The sequence below is a fragment of the Bradyrhizobium prioriisuperbiae genome, assembly GCF_032397745.1.
In the GTDB taxonomy this organism is placed as follows: Bacteria; Pseudomonadota; Alphaproteobacteria; order Rhizobiales; family Xanthobacteraceae; genus Bradyrhizobium_A; species Bradyrhizobium_A prioriisuperbiae.
Genome location: NZ_CP135921.1, coordinates 59,271 through 79,674, shown reverse-complemented (window position 1 = coordinate 79,674; position 20,404 = coordinate 59,271). Strand labels below are relative to the sequence as shown.

The 20,404-nt window shown below is 63.4% G+C and carries 20 protein-coding genes; 15 read left to right on the top strand and 5 right to left on the bottom strand.

The window, feature by feature from the left end:
- The first annotated feature begins 63 nt into the window (after positions 1 to 63).
- Together RS897_RS00355 and RS897_RS00350 are read left to right on the top strand one after the other, a co-directional pair.
- Positions 64 to 1,491 (top strand): IS1182 family transposase, encoded by a 1,428-nt coding sequence (locus tag RS897_RS00355; RefSeq protein WP_315831270.1) that lies wholly within the window; start codon positions 64 to 66, stop codon positions 1,489 to 1,491.
- Between the two features lie 181 nt (positions 1,492 to 1,672).
- Complete coding sequence (locus RS897_RS00350) at positions 1,673 to 3,046, top strand: IS30 family transposase (RefSeq protein WP_315834643.1); 1,374 nt, start codon at positions 1,673 to 1,675, stop codon at positions 3,044 to 3,046.
- Positions 3,047 to 3,175: 129 nt separating this feature from the next.
- On the opposite strand, the gene RS897_RS00345 is transcribed toward RS897_RS00350, so the two are convergent.
- Complete coding sequence (locus RS897_RS00345) at positions 3,176 to 4,135, bottom strand: AraC family transcriptional regulator (RefSeq protein ID WP_315834642.1); 960 nt, start codon at positions 4,133 to 4,135, stop codon at positions 3,176 to 3,178.
- Between the two features lie 145 nt (positions 4,136 to 4,280).
- On the opposite strand from RS897_RS00345, the gene RS897_RS00340 reads away from it, so the two are divergent.
- From RS897_RS00340 to RS897_RS00325, 4 genes are all read left to right on the top strand, one after another.
- Positions 4,281 to 4,817 (top strand): carboxymuconolactone decarboxylase family protein, encoded by a 537-nt coding sequence (locus tag RS897_RS00340; RefSeq protein WP_315834641.1) that lies wholly within the window; start codon positions 4,281 to 4,283, stop codon positions 4,815 to 4,817.
- Between the two features lie 75 nt (positions 4,818 to 4,892).
- Positions 4,893 to 5,402 (top strand): YkgB family protein, encoded by a 510-nt coding sequence (locus tag RS897_RS00335; RefSeq protein WP_315834640.1) that lies wholly within the window; start codon positions 4,893 to 4,895, stop codon positions 5,400 to 5,402.
- Positions 5,403 to 5,531: 129 nt separating this feature from the next.
- Positions 5,532 to 7,235, top strand: a complete 1,704-nt coding sequence (locus tag RS897_RS00330) for an ATP-binding protein (protein ID WP_315834639.1) — start codon at positions 5,532 to 5,534, stop codon at positions 7,233 to 7,235.
- 2 nt (positions 7,236 to 7,237) lie between these two features.
- Entirely contained in the window at positions 7,238 to 7,852 is a 615-nt protein-coding gene (locus RS897_RS00325; protein ID WP_315834638.1) for a response regulator transcription factor, read from the top strand.
- A 288-nt stretch (positions 7,853 to 8,140) separates the two neighbouring features.
- On the opposite strand, the gene RS897_RS00320 is transcribed toward RS897_RS00325, so the two are convergent.
- Together RS897_RS00320 and RS897_RS00315 are read right to left on the bottom strand one after the other, a co-directional pair.
- On the bottom strand, positions 8,141 to 9,025 hold the full coding sequence (locus RS897_RS00320) for a tetratricopeptide repeat protein (protein ID WP_315834637.1): 885 nt from the start codon (positions 9,023 to 9,025) through the stop codon (positions 8,141 to 8,143).
- On the bottom strand, positions 8,970 to 10,034 hold the full coding sequence (locus RS897_RS00315) for a tetratricopeptide repeat protein (protein ID WP_315834636.1): 1,065 nt from the start codon (positions 10,032 to 10,034) through the stop codon (positions 8,970 to 8,972). Before RS897_RS00315 ends, RS897_RS00320 begins: the two co-directional genes overlap by 56 nt.
- A gap of 583 nt (positions 10,035 to 10,617) precedes the next feature.
- Here RS897_RS00315 and RS897_RS00310 point away from each other — a divergent pair.
- From RS897_RS00310 to RS897_RS00295, 4 genes are all read left to right on the top strand, one after another.
- Positions 10,618 to 10,782, top strand: coding sequence for a hypothetical protein (locus RS897_RS00310; protein ID WP_315834635.1), 165 nt, complete (start codon positions 10,618 to 10,620; stop codon positions 10,780 to 10,782).
- 68 nt (positions 10,783 to 10,850) lie between these two features.
- Positions 10,851 to 11,831: a Bug family tripartite tricarboxylate transporter substrate binding protein gene (locus tag RS897_RS00305; protein WP_315838927.1), complete on the top strand. Its 981-nt coding sequence runs from the start codon at positions 10,851 to 10,853 to the stop codon at positions 11,829 to 11,831.
- A gap of 178 nt (positions 11,832 to 12,009) precedes the next feature.
- Positions 12,010 to 12,510 carry a tripartite tricarboxylate transporter TctB family protein gene (locus tag RS897_RS00300; protein ID WP_315834634.1) on the top strand — a complete coding sequence of 167 codons (501 nt, stop codon included), beginning with the start codon at positions 12,010 to 12,012 and terminating at the stop codon, positions 12,508 to 12,510.
- A 24-nt stretch (positions 12,511 to 12,534) separates the two neighbouring features.
- Positions 12,535 to 14,046 (top strand): tripartite tricarboxylate transporter permease, encoded by a 1,512-nt coding sequence (locus RS897_RS00295; RefSeq protein WP_315834633.1) that lies wholly within the window; start codon positions 12,535 to 12,537, stop codon positions 14,044 to 14,046.
- A gap of 170 nt (positions 14,047 to 14,216) precedes the next feature.
- Here the strand turns inward: RS897_RS00295 and RS897_RS00290 are convergent, their stop codons facing one another.
- The gene (locus RS897_RS00290) at positions 14,217 to 15,662 is read right to left on the bottom strand and encodes a helix-turn-helix domain-containing protein (RefSeq protein WP_315834632.1); all 1,446 of its coding nucleotides are present in this window, start codon (positions 15,660 to 15,662) and stop codon (positions 14,217 to 14,219) included.
- Positions 15,663 to 15,849: 187 nt separating this feature from the next.
- Between RS897_RS00290 and RS897_RS00285 the strand changes: the two genes are divergently transcribed.
- Together RS897_RS00285 and RS897_RS00280 are read left to right on the top strand one after the other, a co-directional pair.
- A complete protein-coding gene (locus RS897_RS00285; RefSeq protein WP_315834631.1) occupies positions 15,850 to 16,056 on the top strand; it encodes a DUF4170 domain-containing protein in 207 nt (68 codons plus the stop codon).
- 413 nt (positions 16,057 to 16,469) lie between these two features.
- Positions 16,470 to 17,117: a hypothetical protein gene (locus tag RS897_RS00280; protein ID WP_407654406.1), complete on the top strand. Its 648-nt coding sequence runs from the start codon at positions 16,470 to 16,472 to the stop codon at positions 17,115 to 17,117.
- An 11-nt stretch (positions 17,118 to 17,128) separates the two neighbouring features.
- On the opposite strand, the gene RS897_RS00275 is transcribed toward RS897_RS00280, so the two are convergent.
- Positions 17,129 to 18,025: a metallophosphoesterase family protein gene (locus tag RS897_RS00275; protein ID WP_315834629.1), complete on the bottom strand. Its 897-nt coding sequence runs from the start codon at positions 18,023 to 18,025 to the stop codon at positions 17,129 to 17,131.
- Between the two features lie 100 nt (positions 18,026 to 18,125).
- Between RS897_RS00275 and RS897_RS00270 the strand changes: the two genes are divergently transcribed.
- From RS897_RS00270 to RS897_RS00260, 3 genes are all read left to right on the top strand, one after another.
- The gene (locus RS897_RS00270; protein ID WP_315834628.1) at positions 18,126 to 18,611 is read left to right on the top strand and encodes an NUDIX domain-containing protein; all 486 of its coding nucleotides are present in this window, start codon (positions 18,126 to 18,128) and stop codon (positions 18,609 to 18,611) included.
- A gap of 167 nt (positions 18,612 to 18,778) precedes the next feature.
- Positions 18,779 to 19,762, top strand: coding sequence for a glycosyltransferase family 2 protein (locus RS897_RS00265; RefSeq protein ID WP_315838926.1), 984 nt, complete (start codon positions 18,779 to 18,781; stop codon positions 19,760 to 19,762).
- A gap of 63 nt (positions 19,763 to 19,825) precedes the next feature.
- Positions 19,826 to 20,350: a GNAT family N-acetyltransferase gene (locus tag RS897_RS00260; RefSeq protein ID WP_315834627.1), complete on the top strand. Its 525-nt coding sequence runs from the start codon at positions 19,826 to 19,828 to the stop codon at positions 20,348 to 20,350.
- The last annotated feature ends 54 nt before the right edge of the window (positions 20,351 to 20,404 follow it).

Sequence of the window (20,404 nt, the reverse complement as noted above, 5' to 3'; positions counted from 1 at the left end):
CCAGGCTGTGTGAAAACCCAGATGTGCTGAACTATGCGAGAGCCAAATTGATTCGGGGCTGGGATGGGGCACGTCAGCGGACAATCGCGCTATCAAACGGCGCTTTTTCCTGAAGTTCTGGATGAGGTTGTTGCGGCCGACGACCCTGTGCGGGTGGTTGATGTCTTTGTGGATACGCTGGATCTTGCGGCGCAAGGGTTCACGAAGGTGATGGCGGAAGAGACGGGCCGGCCGCCCTACGCGCCGGGGGATCTGCTGAAGCTTTATGTTTACGGCTACTTGAACCGCGTCCGGTCGAGCCGACGGCTGGAAGCGGAAGCCTGCCGCAATATCCAGGTGATGTGGCTGCTGAACCGGCTGACGCCCTCGTTCAAGACGATCGCCGACTTCCGCAAGGATCATGCGCGGGCGATTGCCGGAGTGTGCCGGGCTTTCATTGGCTTTTGCCGCGAGCAGGCCTTGTTTGGTGCCGAATTTCTGGCGATCGACGGAACGAAGATTGCGGCGGTGGCCAGCCGCAAGCAGGTGATCACTGCGCAGAAGCTTGAGAAGATGAACGCTGCGATCGAGCGCAAGATTGAGGACTATCTGGCGGAGATGGACGCCGCTGACCGGGAAGAGCCGGCAGTGGCAAAGGCGCCGGCCGACGTGAGAGGAGCGATCGAAGCGCTGAAAGCTCGGCAGGTCGAGCTGCAGGCTCGGGCCCAGCAATTGGCGGCGAGCGGGCTCAAGCAGTTGGTGGTGACGGAGCCTGAGGCCAAACTGATGCGTACCCCGCAGGGGCACAAGGTCGCCTATAACGCACAGATTGCGGTGGACGGGAAACATCATCTGATTGCCGCCTTTGAACTGACCAACGAAGGCAATGACCATCAGCAGCTTCATCCGATGGCGATGCAGGGCAAGCAGGCCCTTGGCGTCGAGGAGCTGACGGTGGTCGCCGATGTCGGCTATTCGAATGGCGAGCACGGGGCTCTGTGCGAGCAAGACGGGATCACGGCTGTCGTGCCGCACGCCGAGACGGTCAATCCTGCGGGTAAGCAATACTTCAGCCGCGAGCGCTTCGCCTATGATGGCGAGACCGACAGTTGGCGCTGTCCGGCCGGAGAGATGTTGACGCGGCGCCGACGTTCGCGTGCCAACCGCAACTATCAATACTGGACCGCGGCTTGCCGCGGCTGCGCGCTGAAGCCGCAATGCACCAGTGGAAAACGCCGGGTCGTTGTGCGCGGCTTCCATGAGGACGCTCGCGAGGCCATGCACCGGCGCGCGGTCGCCGATCCTACATGGATGAAGCTGCGGCGGGAGACCGCCGAACATCCGTTCGGCACGATGAAATGGCTGATGGGTCTCCCCCGGTTCCTGCTGCGCGGACTGAAGAAGGCAAAAGCCGAACTGGCACTTGGCGTGTTGAGCTACAACCTCAAGCGCACGATCAACGCCCTCGGCGTCCTCCCCCTACTGCAGCGATTACGCCCGCTACAGGCTTGAGCCGGCCCTAACCTCTCCAGTTTCCCACCTGCCTCTCCCTGCCGCAGTTCTCACACAGCCTGGACCGCGGGCATCCAGTACGCCCAGTGTGAGTGGGGTAAGCGTGGAGCACATCACAAACGCCTGCGTCTACTGGGCGGATTCAAACAGTCGTCGCAACACTCTGAAGTTGGAGGTTGCGATGAAGATTCGAAAGCGGCGATCAGCCCGGTCCGGTCGAGCGCCATTGCCATCGCCAGGACGGCCGCCTGTTGCGGGGCGCGATGAACAAAACAGATTCTGGCGGGCGATCGCTACGGGATCGAGTAGCCAAGATGCTGCGCTCGAAGCCGGAGTGTCACAAACTGTCGGAACCAGATGGTTCCGACAGGCGGGCGGCATGCGACCAGCGATGCTTAGATCTTCGGCAAAGCCGCTCTCTGGGCGGTACCTGTCATTGGTGGAGCGCGAGGAGATCGCGCTTCTCAAAGTGCAGGGCCATTCCATACAGGAGATTGGGCGTCGCCTCGGGCGGGCTGCCTCGACAATCTCCCGTGAACTGCGGCGCAATGCGGCCACCCGCAGCGGCGGGTTGGAGTACCGGGCGACGACTGCCCAGTGGCATGCAGATCGATCGGCCCGTCGCCCCAAGCTGACGAAGCTTGCGCTCAACATCGCCTTGCACACTTATGTGGAAGAGCGACTTGCCGGCATCGTCGTGGCCCCGAGCGGTGCTCCCGTTCATGGTCCCGCCGTTCCGTGGAAGGGCCGCCGGCATGGCCCGCGCAAGGAACGGCGATGGGCCAAGGCCTGGAGCCCTGAGCAGATTGCCCGACGCTTGCCGATCGACTTCCCGGACGACGAGAGGATGCGCATCAGCCACGAAGCGATCTATCAAGCCCTCTTCGTTCAGGGTCGTGGGGCGCTGAGCCGCGAGCTAACGGCCTGCTTGCGAACAGGGCGTGTGTTACGGATGCCCAGGGCGCGCGTACGCAGGCGAGGCAAGGGCTTCGTCTCGCCGGAGATTATGATCAGTGAGCGCCCTGCTGAAGCGGCCGATCGAGCGGTGCCGGGACATTGGGAGGGAGACCTTATCCTCGGTCTTGGCAGCTCGGCAATCGGCACGCTGGTCGAGCGGACGACGCGCTTCACGATGCTATTGCACCTTCCCCGGTTGGCGGGGCATGGCGAAGCTCCGCGCACGAAGAACGGGCCTGCACTCGCAGGACACGGGGCCGAGGCCGTGCGCGACGCGATCACGCGCACCATCATCACCTTGCCCGAAGAGCTGCGCCGCTCGCTAACCTGGGATCAGGGAGCCGAAATGGCTCAGCACGATCGTCTCAAGATCGATGCGGGTATCCAGGTCTACTTCTGCGACCCGCAAAGCCCTTGGCAGCGTGGCACTAACGAGAACACCAACGGTTTGTTGCGGCAGTACTTCCCGAAAGGCACAGACCTGAGCATCCACAGCGCTGACGAGATATCCGCCGTGGCAGCGGCCCTCAATGCCCGACCGAGAAAGACGTTGGGCTGGAAAACGCCGGCAGAGGCGCTTGACGAGCTGCTGTCATGAGCGGAAAACAATTCGTGTTGCGACGACTGTTTGAATCCGCCCTGGGTCCCCGGTCAAGCCGGGGACGACACTGAGAGTGGTGAGACGCTTCAATTCTTCAGCGTATATCGATCTTGCCCGGACGAAGCCCTATCCACCGCCGCCCCTTGCCCCCCGTCGCCACTGTGCCGGCGTCACGCCCATGTGCGCCTTGAATGCACGCTGGAACGCGGCTTCCGATTGATAACCGACCGCCTCCGCCACCGCGCCTGTCGATGCCGAGGGGGCCTTCAGTTCGTGCGCGGCCAGTGTCATGCGGATGTCGGTCAGAAGCTCGCTGGCCGAGCGCCCCAGACTCTCCTGGAAATGCCGCGCCAGTGTCGCCCGCGACATGTTGCAGAGTTTCGCCAGCTCCGGCAGCGACCAGGGCTTCGCCGGTTCATGAAACAGCACTGCGAGTGCCGGCGCGAGACGGGGATGGCCGGCGAGGGCGAGCAGCCCGTGCGGCGCCTGGTCCGTTTCACTGGCCAACCGCAGCGTCAGCGCGAACAGCGCGGCCGAGAGCGCGTTGAGCATGGCGCGGCCGCCGAGACTGTCCTGCGCCGACTCCGTTCGCATCAGCGCCACCAGGGCCTCCACCTGTGTCGCTGTGCCGGTCGATGCGAGTGCCGCGCTGTGATCGGTCGCGCGCACCACGAGGCGCGGCGGCAGGTAGCTCTGCAGCAACCGGTCGTGCGGTGGTGTCAGCACGAAGCGGCCGCACAGCATGTCCAGGCGACTGCCGCTGCCGGCGTTCTCGCTGATGACGAAATTGAGGCCGTCGCGATTGGTGGCCCGCTTCGCGCGCTTGCCGCTGCCGTCATGCAGCACATGCGCCGCGCTGTGCGGCAACAGCAGGATGTCGCCGGCGTTCAGCCGCAGCGGCGGACCGCCATCGGGATCCTCCAGCATCGCCGATCCGCCGAGCAGCACATGATACTGGATCTCGCCGGGATCGGTGGCCGGCTGATCGATGCGCCAGGGGGCGCCGTAGAAGCAGCGCAGGTCGAGATGCCCGCGCACCGGCATCATCTCGAACAGGTGGCTGAGCCAGTCGATCGGCGGCGGCATGTCGATCCCGGAAAATGAGACGAGTAAATGAGACGAATGAGCATATAATCGAGTTTAATCGGCATTATCAATCTCATTTCCGGCGCCTAGGTTCACATCGTCGTCGTTGCTCATCCCGGGTACCGATCCACCGAAGGAGCCTCACATGTCCCGCATCTCCACCCCCACTGTTGAATCCGCCACCGGCGCCACTGCCGAACTCTTCGCCCAGATCAAGAAGGCCGCAGGTACCGTGCCGAATGCCTATGCCGCCATCGGCGCGCTCGATCCCGCCGCGCTCAAGGCGATGCTGGCGGCCGACGCCGCGCTGGCTGGCAGCACGCTGAGCAAGCAGGACCGCGAAACCGTCAAGCTGATCGTCAGCGAGGTCGCCGGCTGTGACTACTGTGTCGCCGCGCACAGCCAGATGGGCAAGCTCGCGGGCCTGAAGCCCGATGTGCTGAAGCAGATCCGCGAGGATGAGCCGACGGGTGACACCAAGCGCGATGCGCTGATCCTCTTCGTGCGCACCCTGGCGCAGACCCACGGCACGCTGAGCTATGGCGACTTCGCCGCGATCAAGGAGGCCGGCTACACCGACCAGCAGCTCGTCGCCATCAGCCTCGCGTTCGCCGTCATCACCTTCACCAACGTCTTCAACCGCATCAACGACACTGTCGTCGACTTTCCGGCGATTGCGTAATCCCGAGCGAGGGCGGGGCGCTTGCCGCACGCAGCGTCCGCTCCTCGGCCCCTCAGCATCAAAAAGGATAAGACCATGTCTACGCTCATCGACAGAGCCATGCTTCCACTCGTCCGTATCCTGGAGGCCTCTGGCCTGCTCGCCAGGGATCTCGACCTCCACCTCGTCCGCGCGTCGATGGTGATCATCTTCGCCTTCTTCGGTTACCAGAAGTGGTTCGACTATGAAGCCCAGGTGCTGATCCCCTACATCAGCAACGGCCCGCTGATCTCCTGGATGTATCCGGTGTTCGGCATCCGCGGCGCCAGCTGGTTTCTCGGCGTCTCCGAATGGACTTTTGGCGCGCTGCTGCTGGCGGGTTTCTGGGATACGCGGCTTGGTCTTCTTGGCGCGCTCGGCTCGACCGTCACCTTCCTGATGACCGTCACCATCATTCCCTTCATGCCGAACGGCTGGGCCGCCTCGGCCGGTGGATTTCCGGCGATGGCCGGCAACGTGCCCTTCCTGATGAAGGATGTGGTGCTGCTGGCAGTGTCGGTTTATCTGCTCAAGCAGGACGCCGAGAGACTGCTGCAGCAGCGATAGGGCACGCGGCAATTGAGCGCGGCGGATCGGGCATCTGGCCCGCCGCCGCCCTTTCCAGGCCGGCCATTCGATCGTAGTTTAGGAGAATAAAGAGGAACGCCTATTCACCGAAGACGGGAGCAACCGTCCGTGAGGTCGATTTTCGGGGGAGGAGATACTTTCAGGAGTTCTCCGCATATCTCGGGCCTGCTCGCGCCGGCCCGCTGGTTGCGTTTGATCCTGGAGGGCGCTGTCGCGGCGGCGTTTCTGGCGGCCTATGTCGCACTCGAGTGGGGCGGGCCGGTCTATCAGTACAACGGCCTGCCGGTCACGCCCTGGAGTCCGGGCCTGGGCGTGTTGTTTGCCCTGATCGTGCTGATCGGCTGGCCGGGCGGCCTGGTGCTGTTTGTCGGCATCATTCTCGCTGAAATCTTCGTGATGCAGAGCGAGCGCGAGTGGGTCCTGATCATTGCTACCGCGGCCATCACCTCGTCGGGCTATACGCTGATCGCTTTCGCGGCGCGCCGGTTGCTGCGGCTTGACGTCGCGCTCAGCCATCTTCGCGATGTTCTGGTGCTGCTCGGCACCGGCCTGGTCGGAGCCGTCACCGTCGCTGTCGTCGTCAACCCGCTTCTCATCGCGGCCGGGCGGATCGGGACCACAGACATCCTGGCGACGTCCGTTCCCCTGCTGGTCGGAGACATCCTCGGCATCGCGGCGCTGTCGCCGCTTGTGTTGCGTTTTGCCTTCCGGTGGCGCGATTTGGCTGTTGGCCGGCTGATGTCGTTTGCACCCGAAGGCCTGCTGTATGTGATCGTGATCGGTGCTGCGCTCTGGGCCGTAATCGGCAGCGAGGGCGCGTATGGTTTTCGCCTGTTCTATCTCCTGTTCGCGCCGGTCGTTGTCGCCGCCGTTCGGCACGGGCTCGATGGCGCCTGCCTCAGCCTTGCGGTGACACAGCTTGGCCTGGTCGGGCTGTTGCACCCTCACGGTTACGATGCGCAGGCGCTGATGGAGTTGCAGGCCCTGATGCTGGTCCTCACCGCCACCGGATTGATCGTGGGCGCCGTGGTCAGCGAGCGCGAGAGCTCCGATCGCCTGGTCCGCGAAGCGGAAGCGCGGGTGAAAGAAAAGGAAGCCGAGGCGATGCAGGCCGCGCGCTTCAATCTGGTCAGCGGCATGGCGTCGGCACTGGCGCACGAGATCAATCAGCCGATGACGGCGGCCCGCGCACTCGCGCGCTCCGCGCAGCATATCCTGCGGACCCCCAACGGGGATCTCGAGCGCGCCGACCGCAATCTGACCACCATGATCGCGGAGGTCGATCACGCCAGCGGCGTGGTTCGCCATGTCCGGGAGTTTCTCGGTCGCGGCCGGCCGGATGTCAGTGCCATCGAGATCGCCAGCATGCTCGACGATGCCTTGACGCTGGTTCGCGCCGAAGCGTTCGAGAAGCAGATCCGGATCGACATGGACGTCTCCGACGATCTGCCTGCCATCCGCGGCGATCGCATCCAATTGCAGCAGGTGGTTCTTAATTTGATCCGTAATGCGATCGAGTCGATTGTCGACGCAGGGCAAAGCGACGGCTGCATTCGCATCAAGGCCTGCCGCTGCGACGCACCGCAACGCATCGAGATCGGCGTGTCGGACAACGGCCCCGGCGTCGGCAACGAATCCACCGAGCGGCTGTTCCAGCCGCTGACCACCTCGAAGCATGAGGGGCTTGGCCTCGGCCTGCCGATCTGCATGTCGATCGTCGAATCCCATGGCGGGCGCGTCTGGTTGCAGACGCGCGAGGTGGGGACGACGGAATTTCGGTTTTCATTGCCGCTCGAACAATTGCAGAGGTGAGCATGACCGGCCCGCAAATCTTTGTCATCGACGATCAGGCCTCGGTCCGCCATGCGCTTGGCGAGATGCTCGGGGTGTTCGGGTTCAATGTCGAGACGCATGAATCCGCCGACGACTTCCTGCGCACGGTTGGGCAAACGCGCGGAGGCTGCGTGGTCGCCGACGTGCGCATGCCCGGCACCGACGGCATCGAGCTCGTTCGCGAACTCGGCCGGCGCAAGGTCGCGCTGCCGGTTGTTCTGATCTCCGGCCATGGCGACATTCCCACCGCAGTTGCGGCGATCAAGTCCGGCGCTGACGATTTCATCGAGAAGCCGATCGATGACGTCGCGCTTGTCGCCGCGATCAACCGCGCGCTGGCGCGCACGTTCGAACAGCAGGACATCCAGAAGACGCAGCAGGCCCTCGCTTTGCAATTCGCGCGGCTGACACCGCGGCAAGTCGAGATCTTCGATCTGGTGGTGCAGGGCTTCACCAGCCACGCCATTGCCGCCAAGCTTGCGATCAGCGTGCGCACGGTGGAGAGCTATCGCGCCGAGATCATGGAAAAGATGCAGGCCGAGAGCGTGGCGGTGCTGGTGCGCCAGGCGATTCGATTACGGCGGATTACGCCGTAGGGAGGGGCTCATCTCTGGTGATGAATTGAAGCGTCTCGCCCACTCTCAGTGTCGTCCCCGGCTTGACCGGGGACCCAGTAAACGCAAGCGTTTGTGATATGCTCCGCGCTTACGCCACTCACACCGGGCGTACTGGATGCCCGCGTTCGTGTTCGCGGGCATGACAGCAGAATGTGAGGAGGCGCTTCGGCGCACAAACAGCGAAACTTAGCGCCTATTGAGTCAAGCCCGCTGATGACGATAGTGGATGGGCGCCTTCGTCTCCTGCAAGGACGCCAGCCAGCCACCTCATTTCCCCAGCCCCCGCGCGATCTTGCCCTTGATCTTCTCCGCATCAGTTGGCTCGGGCTTGAGCGACAGGGCCTGCTCCCAGGATTTGTGCGCATCGTCCTGGCGTTGCGTCTGCCAGTACGCATCGCCGAGATGGTCTCTGATCTCGCTGTACTTCGGTTCGAGGGCGGCCGCGCGCTCCATGTGTTTGATCGCCTCCGGATAGCTGCCGAGGCGGTAGTGCGCCCAGCCGAGGCTGTCGAGCAGATTGCCGTCGTCCGGTTTGAGCTTGACGGCCTTCTCGAGCAGCGCCAAGCCTTCCCTGAGCTTGAGATTCCGGTCGACCCAGTTAAAGCCGAGCTGATTGAGAACCGAGGGCTGATCGGGATCGAGCTCCATCGCCTTGAGGAAATCCGCCTCGGCCTGAGGCCATTTGTCGAGCCGATCGTAGCTGACGCCGCGATAAAGCCAGTAGGTCCAGTGCGCCTTCTCCGGCTTGCCGACGAGCTCGATCGCCCTGGTATAATCCCTGGCGGCGCGTTCGAAATCGTTTTGGCCGCGGTAGGCATCGCCGCGAAGGCTATAGCCCCGCACATCTTTCGGAGCGAGGCGGATCGCCTCGCTGAAATCCTTGATGGCGCGGTCGTTGTCGCCGTTGTTGGCGTAAGCGTACCCGCGATTGGTATAGGCAGCCACATGTTTTGGATCGAGGCGGATCGCCTCGTCGAGATCCGTGATGGCGCTGTTATCGTCACCCTTGCTGGAGTAGACGCTGCCGCGATTGTAATAGGCCCGCGCATCTCTGGGATTGAGGCGGATCGCTTCGCTGAACTGCTTGATGGCGCTGTCATGATCGCCCCTTGAAGGAGTGAGCAGCTCCGCGATTGAAATAAGCGGCCGCATATGTCGGGTCGAGGCGGATCGCCTCGCCGTAATCCGTGATGGCACGGTCGTTGTCGCCCTTGTGGGCGTAGGCGTGTCCGCGGTTGGTGTAGGCAGCCGCATATTTCGGGTCGAGGCGGATGGCCTCGTTGTAGTCCTTGATGGCGCGGTCGTAATCGCGCTTGCCGGAGTAGGCAAGCCCGCGATTGTAATAGGCCATCACATATTTCGGGTCGAGGCGGATGGCCTCGTCGTATTCCTTGATGGCGCGGTCGTAATCGCCCTCGGCGGCGTAGGCATGTCCGCGATTGTTGTAGGCGCCCGTATCCTTTGAGGTCGAGTTCTTTCGCATCGAGGCGGATCGCCGCGCCGCCTCGTCGAAATCTTTCCTGGCCCGGGCGGCGTCTCCCTTGCTTTTATAGGCCCGTCCGCGAACCTCATAGGCAAGCGCATAGTTCGGATCGAGGCGGATCGCCTCGTCGTAATCCTTGATGGCGCTGTTATAATCGCCCTTGAAGAAGTAGGCGCCCCCGCGGTGCAAGGAGTTGCTCGGATTTTTGGGATCGAGGCGAATCGCCTCGCTGTAATCCCTGATAGCGCGGTCGTAGTCGCGCTTGCCGGAGTGGGCCAGCCCGCGGTTAAAATAGGCCTCTACATCGCTCGGGTCGAGGCGGATGGCCTCGTCGTGATCCTTGATCGCGCGGTCGAAATCGCCCTTGTCGGAATAGATACTGCCGCGATTGCTGTAGGCCTCGGCAAATTTCGGATCGAGGCGGATGGTCTCGTCGAAATCCCTGATGGCGCGATCGTAATCGCGCGTGCTGTAGGCATAGCCGCGATTGATATAGGCGTGGACGCGGCCTTTCTCGCTCTCCGCCGCGCCGCGCGCCAGCACCTTGGTGCATCCGGCGATCTTGCGATCCTGATCGGCGGTTTGGCCGCAATCGTCCCACGCCTCGTCCGCTGCGCGGGCCGGCGGCGCGAGCAGGGGCAGCAATGTCAGGGTCAGGACAAGGCAACGCCAGAACATCTCATTCTCCATCGGATGGCCGCGCCGGGGCTATGTCGGCTTGGCCCGGGTCGAGAATGAGCCCGCTCGCGCGATTATCGTTTGGTCGAGCGGGTGTTCAATAAGTTCAATGGCGAGTCGCGACGCGTTCCGAGCTCGCGGCAACTGCGTCGTATACAAACTTAATCCCTCATCCTGAGGAGGCGCATGCAGGCAAGTTTACGCAGCCTTCAGCTGCCATGGCGCCGTCTCGAAGGACGAGGCCGAGGCGCGGGGGCCGCATGGTTCGAGACGCGCGTGCCGCGCTCCTCACCATGAGGAGATACGTTTAAAAAACGGCGACGACATTGGCTGCGGCAAGACGCTTCATTGCTTCGCGCCCACGGCCCATTCTACCTTGCATCGCACACCCGTAGAACTACCACCCGATCGTTACGAATACTTTATTCCCTCTAAGTTTTTCTAGTATGTGGCATACCACGGCGGAGGTGAATCAGCCGGAAAGGGCTTCCTCATCCCGGATGACCGCTCCGCACAATAAGAAGCAGCGACGCGAGACCGATCGGGGCAACCGATGGCCCCTTCGACCAACATCGGAGGCGTTATGCGGACGACTGATGAGCGGGACAAAGAGTTAGACGTAGTCGTTCTCTTTTCAGCTCTGGGCTTGGCGGTTTCGGCAGCGGTCATATCCGCGCTGCCGGAAGACGCCATGGGCTGGGCGATTGCGCACATAAAAATGCATCTGGACATGATGCCAAAACACTAGGGCTGGACATTAAGGGAGGGTATCCGATGAAAAACCAAAGTCGGGGTGTGACGACGCTTGTCGCGGCGATGCTGTCGGCCACGATGCTGTCGGCAATCGGCCTGTCACAGGCGCAGGCAGCCTGGGAGCCGAACCGGCCCGTCGAGATCGTTGTGCCGGCCGGCACCGGCGGCGGCGCCGACCAGATGGCGCGGGTGGTGCAGGGCATCGTCACCAAGCACAATCTGATGAAGCAGCCGCTGGTGGTGGTCAACAAATCCGGCGGCGCCGGCGGCGAAGGCTTTCTCGACGTCAAGGGCTCGCGCGCCAACCCGCACAAGCTGATCATCACGCTGTCCAATCTCTTCACCACGCCGCTGGCCACCGGCATTCCCTTCAGCTGGAAGGACTTGACCCCGGTCGCCATGATGGCGCTCGACGAATTCGTGCTCTGGGTGAATGCCGACACGCCCTACAAGACCGTGCAGGAGTACATCGCCGCCGTGAAGGCGGCCCCGCCCGGCCAGTTCAAGATGGGCGGCACCGGCTCCAAGCAGGAAGATCAGATCATCACCGTGGCGATCGAGAAGGCGACCGGCACCAAGTTCACCTACATCCCCTACAAGGGCGGCGGTGAAGTCGCGGTCCAGCTTGTCGGCAAGCACGTCGACTCCACTGTCAACAACCCGATCGAGGCGATGGCACAGTGGCGGGCGGGCACAGTGCGGCCGCTCTGCGTGTTCGACAGCAAGGCGCTTCCGTACACCGACAAGGTCGCCGACAAGGCCTGGGCGGACATTCCGACCTGCAAGTCGGCGGGCCTCGATGTCGGATACCTGATGCTGCGCGGCTTCTTCATGGCGCCCGGCGTCACCGCCGAGCAGACCGCCTACTATGTCGACCTCATGAAAAAGGTGCGTGAGACGCCGGAGTGGATCAGCCTGATGAAGGATGGTGCCTTCAACCAGAGCTTCATGACCGGCGCCGACTACGCCAAATGGGTCGGCAGCGAAGAGGAGCGCCACCGCGCACTGATGAAGGAAGCCGATTTCCTGGCGGCCTCACAGTAACACGCGGGCATACGAGCGCCTCATCCTGGGGACCCGCAAAAGCGGATGTCCCGACGGGATGAGGCCGGGAAGACATATCGCTTGAAACAGTTGGCTTCGCAGTTTTCCTTATCATGAGGAGAGAGCGAGCGATGAGACGCGTGCTTCGAAATAGCGATTTTGCAATGGTGGTGATGCAATGAGCGATATCTCGCCTGGTCATAGCGGGGGTCCGAGCCAGCGGACCATGGAAATCGGCGTCTGTGTGGCGACGGCCGTGTTCGGCGCCATCGTCATCATCGGCAGCCTGAAGGTCGGTATCGGCTGGGGGTCGGAAGGCCCGAAGTCCGGGTTCTTCCCGTTCTGTGTCGGGCTGATGATCATCCTGTCGAGTGTGATGAACCTGCTGCAGGCGTGGCCGTCGGATCGCCGCTCCCGCTTCGCCGACTGGGGCCAGTTGCGCCAGGTCATGTCGGTGCTGGTGCCGACCGCGATCTATGTGGTGGCGATCCCCTATATCGGCATCTACGTCGCCTCAGTCGCTCTGATCGGTTCGTTCATGCGCTGGCTCGGCCACTATCGCTGGCCGTTGACGGCGGCGATCGCAATCGGCGTGCCGATCGCGGTCTATCTGATGTTCGAGAAGTTCTTCCTGGTGCCCCTGCCGAAGGGGCCGCTGGAAGAATTTCTGAATCTGTAACATTTGGGGCGGTGGAATTTCGCAATGGAAGAGATCGTCAATCTGTTTCACGGCTTTGCCGTTGTTGTTCAGCCCTTCAACCTGCTGTTGATGGTGATCGGCATTCTGCTCGGTGTCATGATCGGCGTGCTGCCGGGGCTCGGCGGGGCCAATGGCGTGGCGATCCTGCTGCCGCTCACCTTCAGCATGTCGCCGACCTCGGCGATCATCATGCTGTCCTGCATCTACTGGGGCGCGTTGTTCGGCGGCGCCATCACCTCGATCCTGTTCAACATCCCGGGTGAACCCTGGTCGGTCGCCACCACCTTCGACGGCCATCCAATGGCGCAGCAGGGCCGGGCCGGTGAGGCGCTGACTGCGGCCTTCACCTCGTCATTCGTCGGCGCGCTGTTTGCCGTCATCGTCATTACGCTCGTGGCGCCGCTGGTTGCGAAGTTCGCGCTGCAGTTCGGGCCTGCGGAAAAATTCGCGGTGTTTTTCCTGGCCTTCTGCAGCTTCATCGGTATGGGCAAGGAGCCGCCCTTCAAGACCGTGGCCGCGATGATGATCGGCTTTGCGCTGGCCGCCGTCGGCATGGACAGCGTCACCGGCCAGTTGCGGCTGACCTTCGGGTTCACCGAGATGCTCAACGGTTTCGATTTCCTGATCGCGGTGATCGGCCTGTTCGGCATCGGCGAAATCCTGCTCACCATGGAGGAGGGGCTTGCCTTCAGGGGGCGTGCCGCCGGCATCAATCTCAAGGTCGTGATTCAGACCTGGAAGGAATTGCCGCGCTACTGGATGACGTCGATCCGCTCCTGCCTGATCGGCTGCTGGATGGGGATCTCGCCCGCGGGCGCGACGCCGGCGTCGTTCATGAGTTACGGCATTGCCAAGCGGACATCGAAGCGCGGTGACAATTTCGGCAAGGGCGAGATCGAGGGCGTGATCGCGCCGGAGACCGCGGCCCATGCCGCCGGCACCGCGGCGCTGTTGCCGATGCTCTCGCTCGGCGTGCCGGGATCGCCGACGGCCGCGGTGTTGCTCGGCGGGCTGCTGATCTGGGGTCTGCAGCCGGGCCCGCTGCTGTTTGTCGAGCAGAAGGAGTTCGTCTGGGGCCTGATCGCCAGCATGTATGTAGGCAATCTGGTCGGGCTCATCGTGGTGCTGACCTGCGTGCCGCTGTTCGCCGCGATCCTGCGGGTCCCCTTCAGCATCATCGCGCCGAACATCCTGGTGCTCTGTGCGATCGGCGCCTACAGCGTCCACAACTCCGCTTTCGACGTCGTCCTGATGCTGGTGTTCGGTGTCATCGGCTATTTGATGAAGAAGTGCAACTACCCGATGGCGCCGCTGGTGCTGGCCATCGTGCTGGGCGACCGCGCGGAAGAAGCCTTCCGTCAGTCGCTCTTGGGATCGCAGGGCAGCCTCAGCGTGTTCTGGTCGAACGGCCTCGTTGGCACCATCATGGCGCTGGGATTGATCGCGCTGTTCTGGGGGTTGATTAGCGAGGGGTGGGCAAGGGCGAAGGCGTTGTTGCCGCGGAGTGCGCTGTGAGGAGCGGCGCTCTGAGTTCGATTCAGAATGCCGTGAATAAAATCGGGGGCTTGTTGGTTTTCTCCGTTATGGCCGGGCCTGTCCCAGCCATCCACATCTTTCAGTGGAGGATGAGTTCGCCGGCCTTAGTAGGTATATTCCGGTGATGGAGAGTGGCGCGTTCATCCTTTTCACAACTCCCGCGCATTGCTGAACACAAAGCTCGACACCCGCCGCGTCGTCTCATCCAGAATCAGCGTCCTGGTCAGCGGCGGCTCCGCGCGCTGGGCGCAGTTTTCGCGTTCGCACAGGCGGCAGTTGACGCCGATCGGCGTGCCTTCGGCCTTGTCCAGGTCGGTGCCCACTGCATAGACGAGCTTTGGCGCGTAGCGGATTTCGCACCCCAGCGCGAGGGCGAAACGGGGCTGCGGGTGAGGATGGGGCGCCACCGGGCGGCGCAGCATCTGCGCGATGCTGAAATAGCGGCCGCCGTCCGGCATCTCCACGATCTGGCGCAACAGGCGATCCGGGGTGTCGAAGGTGGAGTGCACATTCCACAGCGGACAGGTGCCGCCGAATTTCGAAAACGGAAACGTGCCGGAGGAGAAACGCTTGGAGACGTTGCCGGCGTTGTCCACCCGCAGCAGGAAAAACGGAATGCCGCGGGCGTTCGGGCGCTGCAAAGTGGTGAGGCGGTGGCAGACCTGTTCGAAACTCGCATTGAAGCGCTGCGCGATGACGTGCACGTCGTAGCCCAGCGTCTCGGCGGCGCCGTGCACCTCCTGATACGGCATCATCGCCGCGGCGGCGAAGTAATTGGCGAGCGTGATGCGATAGAGCCGGCGCGTGCCGTCCTCCAGCGGGCCGGCGCGGTTGACGATGGAATCCACAACGGGGCCGAATTCCGACAGCGCGATCTGGAAGGCGAGATGGAAGGAGCGGCTGGGGTAGTCGACAAGCTCTGAGATCAGCAGTTGCCGGCGATGGCGGTCGAACCGGCGCAGCGTCTCGCGCATCACGTCGAGCGGCATGATGCGCACGGTGATGGAATGCTTTTCCCGCAGGCGTGTGCTCAGCGCGGCGAACAGCTCCTGGGCCGCCACGTTCAGTTCGTCGCGCAGGCTTTCCGCCGCCTGCTCGAGTTCGGGAAAGTAATTACGGTTGGCCTCGATCAGGTCACGCACCCGCTCGACCGGGTTGGCTTCATACCGCGTGCCCTCGTCACGGTCGGCGATCTGCGCCGCCACCATGGTCTCGCCGCGGCGCGCCTCGGTGTAGGCGGCGTAGAGCCGCTGCAGGGAGTGGGTGATGCCGGGGCAAAGTTCGGCGAGATCGCGCAGCTCCTGCTTGGGCAGGTCGATCTGGCGGAACAGCGGATCGGAGAAGATCTCGTTCAGCTCGGCGAAAAACCGGTCCTCGTCGGCGGAGGCGAGGTCGCGCAAATCGAGGTCGTAGGTCTCCGCCAGCCGCAGCAGGATCTGCGCCGTCACCGGGCGCTGGTTCCGCTCGATCAGGTTGATGTAGCTGGGCGAAATTCCCAGCCCCTCGGCGATCTGGGTCTGCGACAGCCCCAATTGCTGGCGAATCCGCCGGAACCGAGGTCCCACAAACAGCTTTTTACCGGTCTCGGAAGGCATGTGACACTCTCGTTGTAACAATCCGGTTGTGACAATTTTTACAAAGTGACATTTATTACAAGTATGGATGTTACATCACATCACTGTTTGGAAACAAGCCATCTATACGTTCTTTCGATTATCGCGTTATCTCTGCGTCACGTTTCGCGACGCAATGTCACGAATGTCGCAAGTTTAGGAGATAACCATGCACGGAACACATTTTTGGGTTGTTGGCGGCGAGTTTCGCTCTCTGAACTTCCACACGCTCGTGCATGGAAGCGCCGAGGTGAAGGGCCCGTTCCCTACGAGGCGCGAGGCGGAAGACGCCTGGCGCTCGGTGTCGGAAGAGAACCGGCATCGCTGCAACGTTCGCTTCTCGATCGTCGAAGAACCACGCCGCGCGATCGCCTGACAAGGTCGCGCGATCGCCTGCTCGCCGCCTGATGAACAGCGCCTGACCGACACGCCGGAGAAAAGCCGCAGCGGTCGGGCGAGAGGTCCTGCCAAGGAGGGACACAAAACGGTCTCGCCCGGTTTCCGGGTGGGGCCGTTTTCTTGTTTGGGCTGCCTGCTCAGCTCAATCCCGTCACCCTGAGGTGGCCATGCGCAGCATGGCCCTCGAAGGGCGGGCCACGGCGCTGCCTCGGCCGTTCATCCTTCGAGGCCCGCTGCGCGGGCACCTCAGGATGACGGGTGTGACACCGAATGTGAGAGCAGCAGCTCGTTTCTCGTTTTAGGACAGGGATTTGTCCGCCCGGACAGGGTCCAGGCCTTTGCCCGGGGCATGGTTACTGATAAATTAAACCAACCGGGTGAAAGCCAGACATGAGGGATTCGGGCGTGGCAAACCTCGACAGCGAGACCAAGGGTACCCCGACACGGCTGCTGCGTGACGCGCTCCGCAAGGCCCGGATCGAGGCCGCCGACCGCACCGCGGTGGTGGTCGATCTGCGCGACGCCGAGGTGGCGCGGCTGGAGATCCTCAACGAGGCGCTGGATCCGCTGTTTTCCGAGATTCCGGGCAATGTCGAGCTGTTCGACCGCGGCATCAGCCATGGCGACACCCCGCGGCTGTGGGTCGATGCCGTTGCCCATGTGGTGATGGGCCGCGACAAGCGGGCCTACCGTTTTGTCCAGGACACCCGGTTCGGCCGCCTCGTGCTGGCCGAATCGCACGACGTCAAAGCCATGGTCAGCGCGGTGACCGACTATGTCGCCCGCCGCATCATCGAGCGCGAACATGCCCTGGTCAGCATGCCGATGCCGGCGGTGCCCGCCGCGACTGCCAAGGCGGTTGAGGCGGCCTATGCCGCCGCCACCTCGGCAGCGAATTCCAATGCCGCCCCGGCGCAGCCCGTGCAAGCTGTGGCGAAGACCAGCCGCAAGGGCGTCTGGACCTTCGCACTGGGCTTTGTTGCCGGCATGGCCGCACTGTTCGCGGTGGCCTTCTTCGCCGCATTGCGGACCTTCTAGCAGCTCAGCCGCTAGACGAGCTTCTCTCTCCGCAGCTCACCGATCTCGCCCGCGCGGCTGAAGCCGCGGGTGGTCATCTCCACATGCCAGCGGCCATCGCGGTGGTCGATTCCGAACAGGTTGTACGCCGCCGCTTCGCGGTGGCCGCCGGCCGCGACCGAGGCGGAGGGGACACCGATCGCAGGAATGCGGCTGGTGGGGCCGTCGAACCAGGTCACCGCATGGCGGTGGTCGTGGCCGTGCAGCACCAGGTCGACGCCGTGGCGGCGCAGCAGCTCGCACAGCAGATCCGAATCGGTCAGCCGCGCATGGCGCCGGCGTTCCTGCGATTGCAGCGGATGATGGATCAGCAGCACGCGAAACGTCGTTGCTGCAGCGAGCCCGTGCAGGATGGCGTCGAGCGCTGCCAGCTGAATGCGCCCGAGTGTGCCGGTGGCGATGAACGGCCGCGTCGGCACGCCCGATGACACGCCGATCAGCGTCAGTGGTCCGCGCCGGCGCACGAATGGAAACAGCGACGTCGTATCCGATGCGGCGTCGCCACGCATGTAGTCACCCCATGCATCGGAAAAGCGCGCGATCGCGCTGTGCACGTAGGCGTCATGATTGCCGGGCACCAAAGTGACATCGGCTGGCGGGCCGACCGAGTCCAGCCACGTCCGCGCCTGTGCGATTTCCGCCGGCAGCGCGATGTTGACGAGATCGCCGGTGACGGCGATGTGGTCCGTGGCCTGCGCGTGCAGATCCCCGACCAGCGCGTCGATCACCTCGCGGCGGTGAATGCGATGCCGGTTGCGCGTCCAGTTCATGTAACCGATCGCGCGTTTGCCGGCGAGTTCATGCAACCGCGGCCGCGGCAGCGGCGCGAGATGCGGATCCGACAAATGGGCGAGCACGAAGGCAGTCATGACAATGGTTTTGGCAAGATGCCGCAGGCGACGCAAGCACCAGTCTGCGGGATGAGACAAAGGGTTGCGCGCGCGCCGAACTTGGTGGATTGCTGCTGCGATGAACCTGCAAAACCTCCGATCCGCGCTCGAGCCGTATATTCGCGGCGTGCTGCATTTCTACTGGCGCTTCGCGCGCGGCATGACGCTGGGCGTACGTGCCATGGTGCTCGACGACACCAACCGCGTGTTCCTGGTCAAGCACACCTATGTGGCGGGCTGGCATCTGCCGGGCGGCGGGGTGGAGGTCGGCGAAACCGTGGCTGATGCGCTCAAGCGCGAGGTGTGGGAGGAGGGGCAGATCGAGCTCACCGGGCCGCCGGTGCTGCACGGCATCTTCTTCAACCGCCGGATCTCCCGCCGCGACCATGTCGCGCTTTATGTGGTGCGCCAGTTTCGCCAGCAGGGGCAGCCCGAACCGAACCGGGAAATCGTCGCCTGCGGCTTCTATGCGCTCGACAATTTGCCCCCGGACACCACCCGAGGCACCCGGCAACGGATCGCGGAAGTCTTTGAAAAAGCGGAGGCATCCCGCGATTGGAGTTGACCCGTCGTCGACTTTCCCCTCACCATGAGGGGGATCCGGCTTAGGGATCGTTAGGCATCGCTCCCTATACTCCCGGCGGACATCATCGGGACGCATCCATGACTGCAGCGGCGGATCTGAAACAGCAGGACTTAAACCGGCAGGATTTGCGCGGCGACATCGCCGGCATGGCGCAGGCGTTGCAACAGTTCGCGCAGGACGAACGGCGTGCCGCGGAGCAGCCGCGCATCGCCGTGCTGGTGCCGTGCTTCAACGAAGAGGTGGCGATCGCGCAAGTGGTCGCGGATTTCCGCAGCGCGCTGCCGACAGCGGAAATCCATGTCTACGACAACAATTCGACCGACCGCACCCGTGCGATCGCGCGCGATGCCGGCGCCACGGTGCGCGCAGCGCGACGCCAGGGCAAAGGCCATGTGGTGCGCCGCATGTTCGCCGATGTCGATGCCGACATCTATCTGCTGGTCGATGGCGATGCCACCTATGATGCGGCCAGCGCGCCGGCGATGATCGCGAGGCTGCGCGATGAGCATCTCGACATGGTGGTCGCCCTGCGTGTCGAGCAGGCCGATGCCGCCTATCGTCCCGGCCACAGGCTCGGCAACCGGATGCTGACGGGCTTTCTGTCCGGCGTGTTCGGGCAGCAATGTCACGACATTCTTTCCGGCTATCGGGTGTTTTCGCGCCGGTTCGTGAAATCCTTTCCAGTGTTGTCGGATGGTTTCGAGATCGAGACCGAACTGACCGTGCATGCGCTCGAACTGGCGTTGCCGGTGGCGGAGATCGAGACACCCTATTATGCGCGGCATGAAGGCTCGGTGTCGAAGCTCAACACCTGGCGCGACGGCTTCCGCATTCTCGGCACCATCGTCAGGCTCTATCGTTCGGAAAAGCCGCTGCGGTTTTTCGGCCTGATCGGCGCGCTGCTGGCGCTGGCCGCGATCGCCCTCGCGGTGCCGCTGGCAGTGACATATCTCGAAGAGGGGATCGTGCCGCGGCTGCCCACCGCCGTGCTCTCCACCGGCCTGATGATCCTGGCGATGCTGGCGATCAGTTCCGGCCTCGTGCTGGATACCGTGACCCGGGGACGGCGCGAAATGAAGCTGCTCGCCTATCTGGCGCAGTCGCCGGTCGGCCGGAAACCCCGCGCTTAAGGGTAAAAAAACGGTCATCTCGACGATGGACCACCCCGCCGCCAGATGCTATTGCGCGCTGCCATGACCGATCTTTCGCTGACCATTCTGCCGGAAACCACCAACGACGCCCAGGCCATCGAGCGGCTGCTGGAACGCACCTTCGGACCCGGACGTTTCGTGCTCAGCGCCTACCGGCTGCGCGAGGATATCGATCACACGCTGTCACTTTCCTTCACGGCGCGGATCGGTACGCTTCTGGTCGGCTCGGTGCGGCAGCTGCCGATCTGCATCGGTGACACGCCGGCGCTGCTGCTCGGGCCGCTGACCGTGGAACCACCGTTCCGCAGCCGTGGCATCGCCACCGCGCTGATGCAGCGTGCGGTGACCGAGGCCAAAAATGCGGGCCACAAACTGATCGTGCTGGTCGGCGACGAGCCGTATTACGGCCGCTTCCAGTTCAAGGCGATCCCGAAGGGCCGTGCCACCATGCCGGGCCCGGTCGATCACAACCGCCTGCTGGTGCTCGAACTCACTGAGGGCGCTTTCGACGGCGTCAGCGGCAGGGTCCGTCCGGACTGGGCGGCGAAAGCGAACGCGGGAGCGTAGCGGCGCGCTGCTCCAGCGTCCGCGTCATACGCGGGATTAACCCCAGCGACTCGG

Excerpts from the sequence above, each read along its gene's own strand:
- RS897_RS00355 (WP_315831270.1), top strand. The coding sequence starts at position 64 with ATGGGGCACGTCAGCGGACAATCGCGCTATCAAACGGCGCTTTTTCCT.
- RS897_RS00350 (WP_315834643.1), top strand. The coding sequence starts at position 1,673 with ATGAAGATTCGAAAGCGGCGATCAGCCCGGTCCGGTCGAGCGCCATTG.
- RS897_RS00345 (WP_315834642.1), bottom strand. The coding sequence starts at position 4,135 with ATGCCGCCGCCGATCGACTGGCTCAGCCACCTGTTCGAGATGATGCCG.
- RS897_RS00340 (WP_315834641.1), top strand. The coding sequence starts at position 4,281 with ATGTCCCGCATCTCCACCCCCACTGTTGAATCCGCCACCGGCGCCACT.
- RS897_RS00335 (WP_315834640.1), top strand. The coding sequence starts at position 4,893 with ATGTCTACGCTCATCGACAGAGCCATGCTTCCACTCGTCCGTATCCTG.
- RS897_RS00325 (WP_315834638.1), top strand. The coding sequence starts at position 7,238 with ATGACCGGCCCGCAAATCTTTGTCATCGACGATCAGGCCTCGGTCCGC.
- RS897_RS00320 (WP_315834637.1), bottom strand. The coding sequence starts at position 9,025 with ATGCGGCCGCTTATTTCAATCGCGGAGCTGCTCACTCCTTCAAGGGGC.
- RS897_RS00315 (WP_315834636.1), bottom strand. The coding sequence starts at position 10,034 with ATGTTCTGGCGTTGCCTTGTCCTGACCCTGACATTGCTGCCCCTGCTC.
- RS897_RS00310 (WP_315834635.1), top strand. The coding sequence starts at position 10,618 with ATGCGGACGACTGATGAGCGGGACAAAGAGTTAGACGTAGTCGTTCTC.
- RS897_RS00305 (WP_315838927.1), top strand. The coding sequence starts at position 10,851 with ATGCTGTCGGCCACGATGCTGTCGGCAATCGGCCTGTCACAGGCGCAG.
- RS897_RS00300 (WP_315834634.1), top strand. The coding sequence starts at position 12,010 with ATGAGCGATATCTCGCCTGGTCATAGCGGGGGTCCGAGCCAGCGGACC.
- RS897_RS00295 (WP_315834633.1), top strand. The coding sequence starts at position 12,535 with ATGGAAGAGATCGTCAATCTGTTTCACGGCTTTGCCGTTGTTGTTCAG.
- RS897_RS00290 (WP_315834632.1), bottom strand. The coding sequence starts at position 15,662 with ATGCCTTCCGAGACCGGTAAAAAGCTGTTTGTGGGACCTCGGTTCCGG.
- RS897_RS00285 (WP_315834631.1), top strand. The coding sequence starts at position 15,850 with ATGCACGGAACACATTTTTGGGTTGTTGGCGGCGAGTTTCGCTCTCTG.
- RS897_RS00280 (WP_407654406.1), top strand. The coding sequence starts at position 16,470 with ATGAGGGATTCGGGCGTGGCAAACCTCGACAGCGAGACCAAGGGTACC.
- RS897_RS00275 (WP_315834629.1), bottom strand. The coding sequence starts at position 18,025 with ATGACTGCCTTCGTGCTCGCCCATTTGTCGGATCCGCATCTCGCGCCG.
- RS897_RS00270 (WP_315834628.1), top strand. The coding sequence starts at position 18,126 with ATGAACCTGCAAAACCTCCGATCCGCGCTCGAGCCGTATATTCGCGGC.
- RS897_RS00265 (WP_315838926.1), top strand. The coding sequence starts at position 18,779 with ATGGCGCAGGCGTTGCAACAGTTCGCGCAGGACGAACGGCGTGCCGCG.
- RS897_RS00260 (WP_315834627.1), top strand. The coding sequence starts at position 19,826 with ATGACCGATCTTTCGCTGACCATTCTGCCGGAAACCACCAACGACGCC.